Raw genomic sequence first — 16,398 nt, 5'->3', positions numbered from 1 at the left:
CCCAAGCACCTGCACCGATAATCGGTCATCCCCCCAGCTATCCCGAGGCCTTTCCCCATGACGAGCCCCTCCACCGAACAGGTCAGCCCGCAAACCCTGCGCAAGGTCATCATCGCCGCCGGCATCGGTAATTTCGTCGAGTGGTTTGACTTCGCCGTCTATGGCTTCCTCGCCACCACCATCGCCCAGCAATTCTTCCCCAGCGGCGACGCCAGCGCGGCGCTGCTCAAGACCTTCGCCGTGTTTGCCGTGGCCTTCGCCTTCCGGCCCTTGGGCGGTATTTTTTTCGGCATGCTCGGCGACCGCATCGGCCGCAAGCGCACCCTGGCCATGACCATCCTGTTGATGGCCGCTGCCACCACGTTGATCGGTCTGCTGCCCACCTACGCCGCCATCGGCGTCACGGCGCCGATTCTGTTGTCGCTGATCCGCTGTGCCCAGGGCTTCTCCGCCGGCGGTGAATATGCCGGTGCCTGTGCTTATCTGATGGAGCACGCGCCGAGTGACAAACGCGCCTGGTATGGCAGCTTCGTGCCGGTGTCGACGTTTTCCGCTTTCGCCGCCGCCGCCGTGGTGGCCTATGCCCTTGAGGCGTCATTGTCCGCCGAAGCCATGGGCAGTTGGGGCTGGCGCCTGCCGTTCCTGATCGCCGCGCCTCTCGGCCTGGTGGGCCTTTACCTGCGCTGGAAGCTGGACGAGACGCCTGCCTTCCAGGCCGTGAAGGAAGAGCACGCCGTCGCCCACTCCCCGCTCAAGGAAACCTTGCGCAACCATGGTGCGGCGATCTGCTGCCTGGGCGCTTTTGTGTCACTGACGGCGTTGTCGTTTTATATGTTCACCACCTACTTCGCGACGTACCTGCAAGTAGCGGGCGGGCTGAACCGGGCGATAGCGTTACTGGTGTCGCTGATCGCATTGATTTTCGCGGCGGCGATCTGCCCGCTGGCGGGGCTGTATTCGGACCGGGTCGGGCGGCGCGTCACGGTGATGACTGCCTGTGTGTTGTTGATCGTGGTGGTGTATCCGTCGTTCCTGATGGCCAGCTCCGGTTCGTTTGCGGCGTCGATTGTCGGCGTGATGTTGTTGGCGGTTGGGGCGGTGCTGTGCGGCGTGGTCACGGCGGCCTTGCTCTCGGAGACCTTCCCGACCCGTACGCGCTATACCGCTTCGGCGATCACCTACAACATGGCGTACACGATCTTCGGCGGCACCGCGCCGCTGGTGGCGACATGGTTGATCAGCACCACGGGCAGCAACCTGTCACCGGCGTTTTACCTGATTGCCGTGGCGTTGCTGGCACTGGCCGGTGGGTTGGCGTTGCCGGAGACGTCGCGGATGTCCTTGCACGACGTGGGTGGTGAGCAAACAAGCACCGCACCTTTGCTTTCACGGTAAACGGCAGGAGGATGAACGCCGCTGGACGCAGGTAGGATCAGTTCGACACCTGCCTGCTGCCGCATCCAGACCATCAACAGCGTTTTCTGCAGGCGCCGCAGTGAACCCTTTGGTGCGCATCTGCTAAACCGCCGCAGCCATGCGCGCTCTAGAACCCCAGGCGAACGTCACGACCATCAGCAACCCCATGCCCGCCATCGCCGCGCCGGCCAGGGAAATCGCCGGGTAGCCCAGCCCTGCGTTGATCACTGCTCCCCCCACCGCTGCACCAATCGCGTTGCCGAAGTTGAAGGCGCCGATGTTCACGGCCGAGGCCAGGTTCGGCGCATCTTTGGCCGCTTCCATCACACGCATCTGCAACGGCGGCACAACGGCGAAGCTGGCGATACCCCAGATGAGGATGCTCACCGCTGCCGGTATCGGCCAACGCATCAGGAATGCAAAGGCCAGCAGGACCAGAATCAGTGCGCTCAGCGAGACGATCAGGGTCCGGTCGATCGAGCGATCTGCCGCCTTGCCACCCCATACATTGCCCAGGGTCAACCCGACGCCGAACAGCACCAGCATGGCCGTGATAAAGGGGGTAGACGCATGGGTCTCGTTGCTCAGGATCGGCGCGATGTAGGTAAACACGGTGAACATAGCACCGGAACCCACCACGGTCAGGGCCAGAGCCGCCAGTACCGAACCACGCCCCAGCACCTTGATTTCGGCCAGCACACCGTCGCTTTTCGGCAGCGGCAGGTCAGGCAGCGCGAACCACAGCGCGACCATGGTCACCAGGCCCAGTCCGCCAATGCCCCAGAACGCCGTACGCCAGCCAAGCAGTTCACCAAACCAGGTCGCCAGTGGCACGCCACCAATGGTCGCCAGGGTCAGGCCCATAAACATCGCGGCGACGGCTCCGGCGCGCTTGTCCGGCGCGACCACACTGGCCGCGACGATGGAACCGACACCAAAAAACGCGCCGTGGTTGAGCGAAGTGATGACGCGGGCAATCAACAGATCGTAATAGCCGGTTGCAAGCGCCGACATCACGTTACCCAGGGTGAAAATGGCCATAAGCCCGACCAGCAAGTGACGACGGGGAATCTTGCCAGTGGTCAAGATCATCAGTGGCGCACCGAACAATACCCCCAGGGCGTAGGCGCTGACCAACAGCCCCGCAGTGGGAATCGAAACGCCCAGGTCATTGGCGATGGTGGGCAACATGCCCATGGGCGCGAACTCAGTGACGCCGATGCCAAAGGCACCGACAGCAAGGGCTACAAGGGGTGGATTGATACGCATGGAAGACTCCTCATTTATGCCGCAAATGCTACGATCAACGCTTTGACGGCACTAGACCGTTTAATTGGCAATCACCTTTGCGCGCGAGGCAAAAATGGATTTCAACGGCAGATCGGGTGAGATGGCGGTATTCGCGATGGTGGCGCAGGAAGGCAGCTTGTCGGCAGCAGCGCGGGCATTACGATTGACGCCCTCGGCCGTCAGCCGCGTCATCGCACGCACAGAACAACGCCTGGGCACCCGTCTGTTGATTCGTACGACCCGCGCCCTCGCCTTCACAGCCGAAGGCGAGGCGTACCTTCGCGGCGCCCGGCGCATCCTGGCCGACATGGCGGAAGTCGAAGACGCCATCGCCGACCAGGGCGCGCCCAAAGGCCGGCTGCGGGTCAGTGCGGCCCTGGGCCACGGCCGCATGGCCATCGTGCCGTTGGTGGCGGCGTTCAGCGCCCGCTACCCAAACATTGTGGTGGACCTGACCTTGGGCGACGAAGTGGTCGACATCCTCGGCGGCCAGGCTGACGTGGCGATCCGCTTTGGCGACCTGCCAGACAGCCCGCTGACCGCGCGGCGCATCGGCGACACCGGCCAGGTCCTGGTGGCGTCGCCGGAGTACCTTGCGCAACACGGCACGCCTCTGGAACCCAACGACTTGCTGCGCCACAACTGCCTGCGCTTCAACTTCCGCCGCGCCCAATCCGACTGGCCCTTCGCCCGTGACGGTAGGGAGTTTTCCCTGAAGATAAACGGCAATATCGAATGCAGCAGTGGCGAAGCCCTCGCTCAACTGGCGCGATTAGGCGCCGGTATCGCACGCATCGGCGAGTTCACGGTTGCACAAGACCTGCAACGCGGTCACCTGGTGCCCCTGCTGGAATCCTGGAACCCCGGCGACCGGGAGCCGATCCACGTGGTGTTTGTCGGCGGTGCGAGCATGCCGGCGCGGATCCGCGTGTTTGTGGACTTTTTGCTGGAGCATCACCGGCTATAAACGTGCAGGCTTGTGCAGCCGCTCAAGCACCTCGTCAGCCGCCTCGCGCCATGCCTGCGTCGCGCCTGTGTTTCTCAACACCGCCAACCCGGCCGCCGTAAAGGTGCCCGGTGTGGCAATGGCGCTACCCAATGCTGCCAGACTCGCGGATGGCTGGTGGCGGGCGCTGGCCAGACAGTCTTGCAGGTTGCCCATCACCAGTTGGGCGGCCTGGTCCTTGGACAGGCCTTTGTCGGTAAACCACTGCTGAAGATCACTCAGGAAGAAATAGAACCAGCCGCTCATGCAGGCCGCGACAGTGGCCAGTTCGAACGCCTCTTCCTCGTCCAATACAACCAATGAACCGAGCGCGCCCAGCAGCGTTGCATGGGGTTCGCCACCGGGCGTGACCACCACGGTCGCCTGGTTGATCTGCGCGGCATAGGACAGCATGGCGCGCACCACACGCGCTTGCGGGAACCGGCGTTGAAGCTCGGTCAGCTTCAATCCCGCCACCAGCGACACCAGCGTTTGCTCAGGTCTGAGCTGCACTTCATTCGAAAGCTGATCGACCACCTCCGGGCGCACGCCCAGGACCAACAAGTCCGCCCCATCGACAACCTGTTGATTGTCAGCCATCACCTCACAGTCCCACTGTTCAGCGAGTTGCTGCGCACGTTGGTGGTTACGCGGGGACAGCAGCACCCGCCCGCCAAACTCGCTGCGCCGCAGGCCGATCACCACCTTTTCCGTCAGCTCACCGACGCCCAGGATTCCAATCTTCAGCACGCTGTCCGCTCCGATTAATTCTGTAGTCGAGTGCATCATAGGCACGATTGCTGTCTTCATGCAGGCAGGCGTTCACGCTACACTCGCCGCTCTTAACATCGGCCAGGAAGGCAAGCATGAGCACTCAAGGGAAAGACCGGCAAATCGACAACATCGAATTCAACGTCAGCGATATTGCCCGCAGCAAAGCCTTCTACGGCGGCGCGTTCGGCTGGACGTTTGTCGATTACGGCCCCACCTATACCGAGTTCAGCGATGGGCGTCTGACTGGCGGGTTCACCTCGGGGGAGCCGGTTCGGCCGGGTGGGCCTCTGGTCATTTTGTACGCCGATGACCTCGAGGCCACGCAGCAGCGACTCAAAAGCCTGGGGGCTGTCATCACCCGCGAGACATTTTCGTTCCCTGGTGGACGCAGGTTCCACTTTACCGATCCGGATGGCTATGAACTGGCGGTGTGGAACGCTGATCAATAGGTCTCTTTGCGAGATCGGGGCGTCGCTGTCGGCTGCGGCTACCGCCCCTTTTTACGTATCAATCGACCTTTATGACGACCTTCCCGAACGCACCTTTGGCCAGATGCTCATAAGCTTCACGCGCTTTTTCGAACGGGTACACCTTATCGATCACGGGACGAATACCGTGTCGTTCAAGGAACACATTCATCCGGTCGAAAGATGAGCGTGGCGCCACGGCAATACCGCGAAGGGTGGTCTGACGGAATATAAGCGGCATCAGGTTGAGTTCCACGGTCTGCCCCGTCAAAAAGCCGATCTGTGCAATACGTCCGGAGGCCTTGGTTGCTACGACCGATTGGTTGATGCCGCTGCCACCGGCCACATCGAGCAGCAGATCGACACCTTTGCCATCAGTGAGTCCAAGCACCTCATCCGCCCAGTTCGGCGAGGTTCGGTAATTGATGCCCGCGACCGCGCCCAAACGTTTTACCGCTTGAAGATTCTCGTCACTGCTCGACGTTGCGATCACTTTCGCCCCCAGCGCTGTTGCGATCTGCACCGCAAATATAGACACGCCCCCGGTACCCTGGACCAACACAGTTTGACCCGGCTGGATGTGCCCGAAGTCGACCAGCGAGTACCAGGCGGTCAGTGCCGCGATCGGCAGCGTGGCCGCCTCCTCATCGGTCATGTTGGCGGGCGCGGCCACGGCACTGTCTTCGTGGATGATCATGTAATCAGCCAATCCGCCAGGCAATGGCGAGCCGAAACAATAGTCCGGTTCGTTTGGCCCTGGCTCGCCATCCAGCCAGCGCGAGTAGAGGTGCGAGTTGACCCGGCCGCCTATGTTGAAGCGCGTGACGCCGGCACCGACTGCGACCACGGTGCCGGCCGCGTCGCTGACCGGGATCAGCAGCTTGGGCACCTTGTGCGGCTCGTAGATACCATCAACGATGGCCTTGTCGCGAAAGTTCAGCGACACCGCGCCGACCTTTACCAGAAGCTCGCCCGCCTTGGGTTGAGGGGTCGGTACCTCTGCGAGTTGCAGGTTGTCCAATCCGAAATCTTTTAACTGCCAGGCTCTCATGATGAATCTCCCACTCCACTTAATGGTTGCCAACCGAGGCCGGTTCGCCTTGGACACATCTTTCGTGATTAGAGACGCGCAATAAATGCACTGGAAAAGACATGATTGTTCTATTCTTTAGCAACAATCATTGGCAGCGCTTCGTTTCACTCGGGCGCATCGGAGACATCATGGAATTGCTGCAATCGATGCGACTATTCGCCCGCCTGGCCGAACTCGGCAGCTTCACAAAAGCAGCCGAATCGCTGGACATCGGTCGACCCCAGGTCACTCGATATATCCAGGAACTGGAGACGTCATTGGGCGTGCGCCTGTTCCAGCGCACCACGCGAAAGGTCGCACTGACCGCCGAGGGCGAGCGGTTCTATGAACGCGTGCAGGACATTCTTGCGCAGATCTCCGCTGCGACCACGATGTTCGACCGCGGCGGAGCGACACTCGTGGGCCGTCTGCGCATTGATATTCCCACGGCTTTCGCGCAAATGGAGTTCATCAAAAGTCTCAAAGGATTCACCGCTGCGTTCCCGGGTATCAACATCGTGCTGGGCGCCACCGACCGAGCCGTTGACCTGATAGGCGAAGGCATCGATTGTGCGTTGCGTATCGGTGATTTGCCGGACTCGACCCTGATCGCCCGCCCTATCGCATTGGCAACCATGGTGACCTGCGCAGCCCCTGAGTACTTGCACACCCAAGGCCTGCCTGAAACGCTCGACGATCTGGCCGCCCACCGAGGCGTCAACTTTTTATCCGGGCAGAGCAACAGGACACTGCCTTGGCACTTTTCAGTCAACGGACAGAGCCGGACATTTATCAGTAATGCCGGCATCACCGTCACCGAGTCGAACGCGTATGTGCAGTGCGGCGTGTCCGGCTTCGGCATCATCCAGGCGCCCGGTATAACCGTTGCCGAGCATCTGGACAGCGGCGCTTTGGTGGAGATATTAAGGCCCTATCGGCCAGCCCCTCGCCCGGTGTCGCTGCTGTACCCAAGCCGAACTCACTTGGCGCCCCAGGTGCAGGTTTTTATCGATTGGCTGCAGAAGCATTTCCCGCAGTTGCATGCTGCGTGGCTGGAGACCCCCACCCCTCTGCGCCTCTAGCCGTAAACCTAGCCGCCGGTGAGTTCAATTTGAACGCAAGCCAAGGCGCGCCCTTCATAGTATGGTTGCGCCCACCAACCATCACAGGACTTGAAGGTTACCCATGCGTTCTCTCTTTCCCCTGGCCCTCAGCTTGACGCTACTCGGCTGCGCCACCACCAAAACCGACGTGCGTAACGAAACCCAAATCAGCCAATACGACCCGGCCAACTCGGCCCGAATCCGGTTTATTACGGGTGACACCACCAACGCGGGTTTCCTCAGCGGCCAGACGTGCGAGATGTTTTACAACAAGTCCCTGCTGACCCAAACACCCGAAGAAGCTGGGTGGCAAAAAGCCCATATCGACTCGGCGGGGCTCTACCCGTTCAGGACCACCGACAGCCAGAACAGCGTGATTGGCATGCCTGCCAGCAAGGCAAGCAAAGCCATCAACCAGTCACCCAAAGTGTTTGACGAGCACGTCATTCCAGCGGGTAAACCCTTTATTGCAGGGTTCGCCATGGGCGGTTCGCAAATGTCCTGTTTTCCCGCGCCTGTCACACTCATTCCCGAGCCCGGTAAAGACTATGAAATGGAACTTCAGATGCTCAAAATCAGCACGTTCAAGGGAGGTTGCGTGATTGCCGTTCGCCAACTCTCGGTTCAGGGCAATGCCACTGTTGAAACACCGCTGAGGCCGCAGGTGTGTGCCAAGACGCCATCGGGTTGGTACACCGTCAATCCAGCACCTTTGCCCTGATAGGCCACAGTGGGACGAAATAGTCGTCCTATTTGTAGGGCAGCTTCCTGACCTGGAGCGAGGTTTGTATTCATGGAAGAAAAGATGCGGATTTACATCACAGGCGCTTCGTGTGCGGGCGTGACGACGCTGGGCCGAAACATCTCCACTCGGCTCGGTATCGGGCAGGTCGATGTCGACGATTACTACTGGATGCCCACAAACCCTCCATTCACAACAAAGCGACCTCCCGGCGACCGCGTTGCCCTGATGCAACAAGCACTCGGTGACGACAACTGGGTGCTGACCGGTTCGTGCATGATCTGGGGCGATGCGTTGATCGCCGATGCTGACTTGATTGTGTTTGTGGTCACACCCACGCCCGTTCGCCTCGAACGGTTGGCGGCCCGCGAAAAGGCCCGCTTTGGCGATCGGATCACACCCGGTGGTGATATGCATGCGATACACGCGGCCTTCCGGGAATGGGCTTCGCAATACGACGACCCGAATTTCTCAGGGCGCAACCGGGCGTGGCACGAATCATGGCTGTCACAGCAGACGGTACCGGTCTTACAGATTAACGGGATGCGCAGTGCTGAACAGATGGCCGCTGAAGTCGCTCAGGCGGTGTCGCAAATGCCGAAACAGCTCAAAACATGAACGGCTGAGACTGTCCAACGACTTCCACTCCCCTTATCCTCACACCTCCCCGCACCCGCGAACCCGGAGCCGCCATGGACCTCGCCACCCTCGCCCTCTTTCTCCCCGGCGGTGGTGTTGCAGACGTCGGAGTTGTTGTTCTACGGGATCAAGATTCTGGGAGCGGCGTAACTGTTTTACCTGGCGTTGCAGTTGTGGCGCGCGAATCCCGAGGCTGAGGCGCAGGCGAGTACGGCCAAGGTCGGTTTGTGGGCATTGGCACGGCAGGGATTTTTAGTGGCGGCGGGCAAGCCAGGCGATGCTCAATATAAACTTGTATGACAGACTACTTTCGGCCCTTTACGGCCGTTGAAGTAGGCAATCGCCTGGCTTACATTCGCTTAAAACCCGGGTTAAATTATTTAAACCCTATCATTTATGCATGCGCTATCGACTCGATAGAAATTCTATTGTGTTGTCTCGTTCAGCTGTTGATTACTATCAAAAAACCAGCCTCCGCCTTAAAAAAGGTCATTTATCAGGACAATAAAATAAAAATTATAGTTATGGGTTTTTCTTCCGACACAGTACTCGCACCAAGCCTGATTGGATAACCAATTAATAATTTTCGAGAGTCTTATGGACACATTACGTAGAACCAAGCTTTCCTCGCGACTGATTTCTGCTTTTTTAGTGTGCGCAATGATCACCTTAGGAGTGGGATTCTTAGGCTATTCAGGTATCACTAAGCAAAAAGAAGCAATAGAAGGCATTGTAAGCAATAATTTAATTTCTGTTTATAATACAGCTAATGCCCGCGCAAGTGTTTTTTCGTACTCCAGATCTTTACACGCTGCTCTACTCTACAAGTACGCAAAAGAAGATCTTAAATTTGACACTGCTGTTCAATCCATGTCTGAAAACGAGAAAGAGGCTGACCGACTTTTCAAGGAGTACCGACAGACTCCTCTCGCTGATGACGAGCGTGCGGCAGGTGATCAGTTCGAAAAAAACTGGCCAGCCTATTTGCAGGATGCACGCACAGTGATCGAATTAGCTAAGGCAGGTGATATTGATGGCGCTACCAAGATTTTCCAGGAGAAAGTCTCGCCGGCATTCAAGGGAGTAAGTGATAATCTTCAAGTTATTGTTGCTTCCAACTATCGCCAAAGCGGTGAGGTAGCAGATGCAGCAAAGGCCGAGACAAAGAGTGCTTACTGGATATTGGGTATAGGTGTAATAATTGCCTTCCTAGCAGCCATCGCTTTGGGACTGATTATCACACGTTCAATCACTCTTCCTCTATCCATCGCGTTGCGAAGCGCTGAGGAAGTGGCTGATGGTGACCTTTCTAAACACATTGTAATCAGTGGACGAGATGAAGTCGGTGTACTGCTGAGCGCACTCGATAAAATGCAGAATAACCTACGAACTACGGTAAGCGAAATTGGCAGCGCTGCTGACCAATTGGCCTCTGCATCTGAAGAGCTAAACGCGGTTACTGAAGAAAGCTCACGCGGCCTGACGCGGCAGAATGATGAGATTCAGCAAGCTGCGACGGCGGTGAACGAAATGACTGCAGCCGTGGATGAAGTCGCCAGAAATGCGGCGGGTGCCTCTGAAGCCTCAGAGCAAGCCAGCCGCAATGCTGTAGAAGGTCGTGATCAGGTACGCAGAGCTGTTAATTCAGTTGGATTGATGGCGGATGAGATTTCAAATTCAACTGCCAAAGTTGAGGTGCTTGCCACCCGCATCAACGAGATCACTAAAGTTCTTGATGTGATCAGAGCCATTGCCGAGCAGACTAACCTCTTGGCCTTGAACGCAGCCATCGAAGCGGCCAGGGCGGGTGAGCAAGGGCGTGGGTTCGCTGTTGTAGCGGATGAGGTGCGCGCTCTTGCCCATAGGACCCAAGCATCGACGGCGGACATTGAATCGATGATGCAACAGGTGCGCTCTGGAGCTGATGAAGCCGTCTTCGCGATGAATAAAAGTAAAGAGCTGGCAGCCGATACGCGGGCGCAGTCCGTGGAGGCTGGCCAGGCTCTTGAACGAATCACCGAGGGTGTTTCAACCATCAGTGAAAGGAACCTCGTGATCGCAAGTGCCGCTGAAGAACAGGCTCAGGTTGCACGTGAGGTTGATCGTAATCTGATAAACATTCAGGACCTTTCAACACAAACAGCGGCCGGAGCACATCAAACCAATGCTTCAAGCTACGAATTGTCGCGCTTGGCCACATCCTTTGGCGTGTTGATTAGTCGATTTAAAGTTTGAGTAATGAACGGTCCTTTCTGTTCCGCTCATACTCGTCTCGGATAAGCCCCACTAACCAGCAAATTGCTGCCTGTCGTAAAGGGCCGGTAGCGGTTGCTTGCATACGTCCGCTTATGGCCGATTGCTGCCTGTCGTGAGGGGCAGCAAGCGGCCAAAAGCAACTGATCGGTATTGGGTGTGGAAAATTTCTTTGAGGGAAAACCCTCATTGCTGGGCCTGCGTCACGCTATTAGCATTGATTTCGGCAATCGGCCCATTCGTAGGAGAAAACCATGACTACCTTGCAGAGTGACGACAAGCGCCCTACTCCGGATCGGGCGGAGGACAATGCCTTTTTCCCCTCTCCATACTCGCTAAGCCAATTTACCTCGCCAAAATCTGATTTGAGTGACGCGGATTACCCTAATCCTTACCAAGGGGGCCGCTGGAAGATTTTGCTGATCGGCGCCGACGAGCGCTATTTACTGACCGATAACGGCACCATGTTTTCCACCGGTAATCACCCGGTCGAGACGTTGCTACCCATGTACCACCTCCACAAAGCCGGTTTCGCGTTCGACGTTGCGACTCTGTCAGGCAATCCGGTGAAGTTCGAGTTCTGGGCCATGCCTTCCGAAGATACCGAGGTAAAGAATTTCTACGCCAAATACCGCGAACAGTTCAAAACACCCTTGAAGCTTTCCGATGTGGTCGAAAAGGCTCTGGGAGAGGATTCGGATTACATCGGCGTTTTTATACCTGGCGGGCACGGCGCGCTGATTGGATTGCCGGAGAGTGCCGACGTGAAAGCGGCATTGCATTGGGCAATCACCAACGACAAATTTGTGATTTCCCTATGTCACGGCCCAGCAGCAATGCTCGCGGCGGGCATTGGCGAGTCGAGGAACACCTACATTTTCAACGGCTACAAGATCTGCGCATTTCCAGACAGTCTCGACGCAAAGACGCCCGACATCGGTTATATGCCTGGGCATCTGACCTGGAAATTTGGTGAGCAATTGAAAGCCCTGGGAGTTGAGATCGTCAATCAGGATATTTCAGGTGCAACGCTCCAAGACCGCAAGCTGCTGACCGGCGACAGCCCATTGGCAGGCAATAATCTGGGCAAGTTGGCAGCTCAAGCATTGTTGAAAGAGGTCGCATCGGAGTGAGCGAATGGCCGGCCGAAACGGCGATGCGAGCTGCTCTGGAGATAGAGTCGGCGCGAACGCTCGAATCAATCAAGAAAGCCGTCAGGGGTTTCGCCACACCCTACGGCTATGATCGATTCGTGCTGTTTTCTGCATCGACGGCAAGTGAAGAAGTGGTTGAGCATATCTACTGGGTCGAAGGCAATTGGTTCGATAACGGTCAAGCGGTGGATGCCGAGACTTATGTTCGACATTGTCCGGTAACTCGCCACCTTCTTAATGCTCGGCAATCCTTCTTCTGGCAGAAAGAGCAAGTCAAGGGAGAAGAGCGTTACCGGGTGATTCGTTCTCCAGGTGAACCAGGGATTCAGGGGTTACAGGTGCCAGTTTTCGGCCCGCAAGGGCTTGAGGGCGCGATGAGCTTGGGGGGGGAGCCGGTGGATGGAAGCGCGCGGGTTCGCTTGGGACTCAGCCTAGTTGCGACGGCCGCTTTTTTCGCAGCTCGGCGGTTGCTTGAGGCTCCACTGGACGAAGCGTTAAGAAGCCTTTCCCCGCGAGAGCGCAAAGTCCTGGAATGGACGGCTGCAGGAAGACGGCAAGCGGATATTGCAGCAACTCTCGGTTTGTCGGAGCGTACGGTTGAAAATCACCTGCGCTCAGCGCGCCGACGTCTAGGCGTGACGACGACGGCACAAGCCATCAGGATGGCCATCCGTAACGGCGAAATCGATGGTTAACAACGCGGCGAGATCGAGTAGTGGACGGTTTGGACCTCCGAGTAATTTCCTTAATCGGCTGATCTGAATGTCGGCTATTGGCCGAAAGCAGCCAAAGCGGACATTCGTGTGTATCAACGCCTAGTCGCTGGGCGCGGTAACCAGGGTGTTGTCAGATACCGAAAATGCGTGAGTCTGAAGGGAGTCGCAAAGCTCTGACAGAAGCGCCAGAAAAACATTGAAGGATGAGTCGGACCAATCTGTGCCGAATCTGAGTGATAAATGGATGGACGTCACCGGTTTTCCTGAATGGCTTCCTTCAACCGTGAATGACTCATCCTTTGCGAATATCCCTTGAATACACCCAGGAAACACCTGCGCCAGAGATCTGAGGACCGATGCTTCATCCCCGATTTCAAGCACTTCATCGACGTTTGCCAAATCATCAGTGCCAGGCCCCATCGGCTTTAAGATGATGATGTCGTAGCTCATGCGCTTTCTTTACTCCATCCCGTGCGTGTGACTCATGATACCTGCGAGAGGAGGTATGCGAATGTTGTCGATCAGTCATTGGCTTGCAGGTCTTCGCTTGAGGGCGAGAGCAGTCATGAATGGCAACGAGCGACCCGGAGCTGACGCTAAGGATTGCAGGCGGGCATAGTTTTCCCGCGCCTCCGTGTGCCGTTATGTTATGTAGTGCAAACATTTTTTTCGGTCAAAGGAATGGCTATGAACCCCTTGAGCTCACTCGTCGGCGTGATCGGCGCCACTTTGTCGCTGGTGACAGCATCACCTGCCCTGTCTGTGTCCCTGTCACCAGTAACGGTCAAACAGGGGCATATCTCCGTGCTGGTCGAAGGCTCGGGACCTGACATTGTATTGATTCCAGGATTGGCTTCGTCCTACGAAGTATGGGCTGATTTGGCATCCAGATTACGACAGACCCACCGTCTCCATCTCGTACAGGTAGCTGGCTTTGCCGGTTCGCCTGCCGTATCCGATCCAGACAGGAAAGTAGCAGCGCCCACAGCCGAGGCGATTGCTGAATATATCCGCAGCCAGCGCCTCGAGGCGCCGGACATCATCGGTCATTCGTTGGGTGGTGAGGTGGCATTGATGCTTGGCGCTCGTCATCCCGACCAGGTTGGACGCCTGATGATTGTCGATGCTCTGCCTTTTTATACGTTGCTGATCGCCCCCTCTGCGACCAGTGAAGCGGCTATCCCGCATGCAGCTGCGACGCGCGATGCGATGATAGCGGCAACACCTGAGCAGGCCGAAGCCATGCAGCATGCGTCCATCGCCCGACTCGTCAAAACTGAAGCGTTCAGGCCAAGCTTGGCTGCAGCGGGGATGAGCTCGGACCGAAAGACCGTAGCCGATGCCATGTACGAACTGATGGTCACTGACCTACGGCCTGAGCTTGGACGCATCAAGGCGCCGGTCGAGGTTGTCTATGCCTACGACCCGCTTTACGGTATCGATGCGTCCAACGTTGATGCAATGTACCGTAACGCCTATGTTTCGACCCCAAACATCAGCTTCCGGCGCATTGACGGAAGTTTTCACTTCATCATGCTCGATCAGTCAGAACTGTTCGCCGCTGCTGTCATCGAGTTCCTAAACCAGTGAGCGGCAGTATGGGGATTGCAACAGTGACGAATCGCCGCAAACGGGGAAGTGAATTCGTTACCGTGCTTGCGTGTCACTGACCGTCCGCTTTTGGCCGACTGCTGCCGGTTGTGAGGGGGAGGAAACGGCCAAAGGCTGCCTGTCGTAATCGCCCTATAGCTGTCATTAAATTGAGGTAACGAAGCGGGTTTCGAGGCCTACACTTACTGGCGGTAGCGCATTAATCAATACGACGGCGTCGTCGCCCTGGTTAAGGTAGATCAATGAGTCTCCGGTCTCGAACGTAACTCTGAATCCGGCCAGCCAAGGCTCTTGCCCGTTGAGAGAGTCAAGAATTCCCTCAACTGCGCAAATTTTTGTGTTCTCGAGGTGGGTTGCTGATAGACCTGCAAGTAGGTTTTCCCTATTCCAGGAGCAGGTCACGTTCGGCTCTATCTCGAAGGAAACCGGCGTATCAGAAGGCAACAAGTCCGCGCCTACTCTATCGCCATCACTCAAGAGATACATGGATAAAACTTCTCGCTCGCCAAAACGCCACTCTAGAGAACCTACGTATCCCAGATCTTTCTCGTCGTTGAAATAGTACTGATAGTGCAGCAGCACGCTCAGCCGCTTTCCCAAAAGCGAACGTGCGTTTTGCAGGTCTAGGGCAGCTCTTGTAGGGGATGGGGAGTGTCGGCTAGACATCGGGCACCTCATACAGGTGGGAAGAGAGGCAGATACTACACAAACGCCATTACGTCCGCTTCTGTCCGAAAGCTGTCGCTACCTACAGGCGACGGACCAAAGCTGATCGAGCTTCGTCGTATAACTCTGACTCATCATATCGCGGCGCATGCCCCAATCAGAATCTGCCGGCACACAAGCCGAGCGCAACGTTCCCCTACCCCATCGCTCATTGATCTGGTCCATGACCGTCATCACCCGAGTCGCCTCCGCCGGCTGTGATATAGCAAACAAATCATCGGTGTACTCTCCAGGCTGGCAGAGGTTCAGCAACATCACCTCAACCTTGCTGTACTTAAACCTAGTCGAAATATCCGATCAAGCGCACCCAGCGCCGCTTGAGTAAGCAGCCGCACGTCATCAGTGGGATATGGCATATCCACCACCACCCCATTGGCATACTTCGCCTCCTCCGGATTGAACATGCCAGTTCGAATGCACACGCGTACCTTCTTACACAGCGATTTCTGAGCGCGGAGCTTCTCAGAGGCACGCATCATGTAGGTGGCCACCGCCTCTCTTATTGGCGGCAGCTCTGTCAGCCTCATGCCGAACATGCGGCTGCAGCAGATCTCCTGCTTTGGAGGATCCGGCTCATCCAGTTCCAGGCAAGGCGTGCCGCCCAACTCCCTGGCAGTCTTCTCGATCACAATGCTGAACTTCTTACGGAGCGTCCAAGGATCGGCCTTAGCCAGGTCCATAGCCGACTTGATACCCATGGCATCAAGATGGAGTTTCATCTTTCGACCGACACCCCACACTTCCGCCACGTCCGTATTGCGTAGCACCCAGTCACGCTTAACCGGATCGGTGATGTTGACCACCCCACCGGTTTGGGATTGCAGGCGCTTCGCGGTGTGGTTTGCCAGCTTCGCCAGAGTCTTTGTGTGAGCGATACCAACACCGACAGGGATACCCGTGCAGCGAAGCACCTGGGCACGAATCTGCCGGCCTAAGGCATCCAACTCACCAATACCAGTCAGGTCGGCGGACGCCTCGTCGATGCTGTACACCTCAACCGCCGGCACCATCGCCTCGATCAGGCTCATCACGCGTTCGCTCATGTCGCCGTACAGCGCATAGTTGGAGGAGAACGGGACAATGCCGTGCTGCTTGAGCTTGTGCTTGATCTGGAAATACCGCTCTAGACTAAGCAGTCCTGGACAATATGACCCTATGTGCGGCTTTGTGCGCCACCATACTCTTACAACCTTCCAGTTGCCCCCAAAAGCCAATGCCGCTTATAGTCCGCCCCGTCGCCCACATGGCGATCAGGTTTGGCGACCTGACTATCGGATGCAAAAGCACTGCGCTCTTTTGTAGAGGCTGTTGCACACCTGCAAAGTTGTCTCAATGGCGGCTGTGCGCGGGAGACCTTCGGGTCTGCCGGGTTTTCCGATACCGGTTCGCCAACCTGCGTACAGCTGTCACCCTATCGTTTGGCGACGATTAAGTGACGGTTAATGACTGC

The 16,398-nt window shown here is 57.2% G+C and carries 15 protein-coding genes and 3 pseudogenes; 12 read left to right on the top strand and 6 right to left on the bottom strand.

Going from position 1 to position 16,398, the window contains the following annotated elements; genetic code table 11:
• Window positions 1-57 precede the first annotated feature (57 nt).
• Window positions 58-1,395, top strand: a complete 1,338-nt coding sequence (locus BFN10_RS01630) for an MFS transporter (RefSeq protein WP_071488147.1) — start codon at window positions 58-60, stop codon at window positions 1,393-1,395.
• A gap of 123 nt (window positions 1,396-1,518) precedes the next feature.
• On the opposite strand, the gene BFN10_RS01625 is transcribed toward BFN10_RS01630, so the two are convergent.
• Window positions 1,519-2,685 carry an MFS transporter gene (locus BFN10_RS01625; protein ID WP_071488146.1) on the bottom strand — a complete coding sequence of 389 codons (1,167 nt, stop codon included), beginning with the start codon at window positions 2,683-2,685 and terminating at the stop codon, window positions 1,519-1,521.
• Window positions 2,686-2,779: 94 nt separating this feature from the next.
• Here BFN10_RS01625 and BFN10_RS01620 point away from each other — a divergent pair, with 94 nt between their 5' ends.
• Complete coding sequence (locus BFN10_RS01620; protein WP_083351455.1) at window positions 2,780-3,673, top strand: LysR family transcriptional regulator; 894 nt, start codon at window positions 2,780-2,782, stop codon at window positions 3,671-3,673.
• Here the strand turns inward: BFN10_RS01620 and BFN10_RS01615 are convergent.
• Window positions 3,668-4,441 (bottom strand): NAD(P)-binding domain-containing protein, encoded by a 774-nt coding sequence (locus BFN10_RS01615; RefSeq protein WP_071488144.1) that lies wholly within the window; start codon window positions 4,439-4,441, stop codon window positions 3,668-3,670. The two genes, BFN10_RS01620 and BFN10_RS01615, sit on opposite strands and share 6 nt — an antisense overlap.
• A gap of 116 nt (window positions 4,442-4,557) precedes the next feature.
• Between BFN10_RS01615 and BFN10_RS01610 the strand changes: the two genes are divergently transcribed.
• On the top strand, window positions 4,558-4,914 hold the full coding sequence (locus tag BFN10_RS01610; protein WP_071488143.1) for a VOC family protein: 357 nt from the start codon (window positions 4,558-4,560) through the stop codon (window positions 4,912-4,914).
• A 58-nt stretch (window positions 4,915-4,972) separates the two neighbouring features.
• On the opposite strand, the gene BFN10_RS01605 is transcribed toward BFN10_RS01610, so the two are convergent.
• On the bottom strand, window positions 4,973-5,983 hold the full coding sequence (locus tag BFN10_RS01605) for a zinc-dependent alcohol dehydrogenase family protein (protein WP_071488142.1): 1,011 nt from the start codon (window positions 5,981-5,983) through the stop codon (window positions 4,973-4,975).
• 170 nt (window positions 5,984-6,153) lie between these two features.
• Between BFN10_RS01605 and BFN10_RS01600 the strand changes: the two genes are divergently transcribed.
• The 8 genes and pseudogenes from BFN10_RS01600 to BFN10_RS01575 all read left to right on the top strand — a co-directional run bounded on the left by BFN10_RS01600 (window position 6,154) and on the right by BFN10_RS01575 (window position 12,590).
• Window positions 6,154-7,086 carry a LysR family transcriptional regulator gene (locus tag BFN10_RS01600; protein WP_071488250.1) on the top strand — a complete coding sequence of 311 codons (933 nt, stop codon included), beginning with the start codon at window positions 6,154-6,156 and terminating at the stop codon, window positions 7,084-7,086.
• Window positions 7,087-7,189: 103 nt separating this feature from the next.
• The gene (locus BFN10_RS01595; RefSeq protein ID WP_071488141.1) at window positions 7,190-7,828 is read left to right on the top strand and encodes a hypothetical protein; all 639 of its coding nucleotides are present in this window, start codon (window positions 7,190-7,192) and stop codon (window positions 7,826-7,828) included.
• Between the two features lie 84 nt (window positions 7,829-7,912).
• Window positions 7,913-8,467 carry an ATP-binding protein gene (locus BFN10_RS01590; RefSeq protein WP_071488140.1) on the top strand — a complete coding sequence of 185 codons (555 nt, stop codon included), beginning with the start codon at window positions 7,913-7,915 and terminating at the stop codon, window positions 8,465-8,467.
• A 108-nt stretch (window positions 8,468-8,575) separates the two neighbouring features.
• Window positions 8,576-8,761, top strand: a pseudogene (locus BFN10_RS28585) (LysE family transporter); the annotation flags it as partial.
• A gap of 324 nt (window positions 8,762-9,085) precedes the next feature.
• Window positions 9,086-9,868 (top strand): annotated as a pseudogene (locus BFN10_RS29970) (MCP four helix bundle domain-containing protein); the annotation flags it as partial.
• Complete coding sequence (locus BFN10_RS29965) at window positions 9,860-10,723, top strand: methyl-accepting chemotaxis protein (RefSeq protein WP_371322058.1); 864 nt, start codon at window positions 9,860-9,862, stop codon at window positions 10,721-10,723. The pseudogene BFN10_RS29970 and the gene BFN10_RS29965, both read left to right, overlap by 9 nt.
• A 272-nt stretch (window positions 10,724-10,995) precedes the next feature.
• Window positions 10,996-11,874: a glyoxalase III HchA gene (gene hchA, locus BFN10_RS01580; protein WP_071488138.1), complete on the top strand. Its 879-nt coding sequence runs from the start codon at window positions 10,996-10,998 to the stop codon at window positions 11,872-11,874.
• Entirely contained in the window at window positions 11,871-12,590 is a 720-nt protein-coding gene (locus tag BFN10_RS01575) for a PA1136 family autoinducer-binding transcriptional regulator (RefSeq protein ID WP_071488137.1), read from the top strand. The genes hchA and BFN10_RS01575 overlap by 4 nt, the downstream gene beginning before the upstream one ends.
• Window positions 12,591-12,710: 120 nt before the next feature.
• Here BFN10_RS01575 and BFN10_RS01570 read toward each other — a convergent pair whose 3' ends face one another.
• Complete coding sequence (locus BFN10_RS01570; RefSeq protein ID WP_071488136.1) at window positions 12,711-13,061, bottom strand: hypothetical protein; 351 nt, start codon at window positions 13,059-13,061, stop codon at window positions 12,711-12,713.
• Window positions 13,062-13,298: 237 nt separating this feature from the next.
• Here BFN10_RS01570 and BFN10_RS01565 point away from each other — a divergent pair, with 237 nt between their 5' ends.
• Complete coding sequence (locus BFN10_RS01565) at window positions 13,299-14,201, top strand: alpha/beta fold hydrolase (RefSeq protein WP_071488135.1); 903 nt, start codon at window positions 13,299-13,301, stop codon at window positions 14,199-14,201.
• A gap of 165 nt (window positions 14,202-14,366) precedes the next feature.
• Here the strand turns inward: BFN10_RS01565 and BFN10_RS01560 are convergent, their stop codons facing one another.
• On the bottom strand, window positions 14,367-14,804 hold the full coding sequence (locus tag BFN10_RS01560; protein WP_231999500.1) for a hypothetical protein: 438 nt from the start codon (window positions 14,802-14,804) through the stop codon (window positions 14,367-14,369).
• 162 nt (window positions 14,805-14,966) lie between these two features.
• Window positions 14,967-16,072, bottom strand: a pseudogene (locus BFN10_RS29615) (Y-family DNA polymerase); the annotation flags it as partial.
• Between the last annotated feature and the right edge of the window lie 326 nt (window positions 16,073-16,398).

This window comes from Pseudomonas extremorientalis, assembly GCF_001870465.1.
In the GTDB taxonomy this organism is placed as follows: domain Bacteria; phylum Pseudomonadota; class Gammaproteobacteria; order Pseudomonadales; family Pseudomonadaceae; genus Aquipseudomonas; species Aquipseudomonas extremorientalis.
This window is presented reverse-complemented; position numbering and strand designations above follow the sequence as displayed.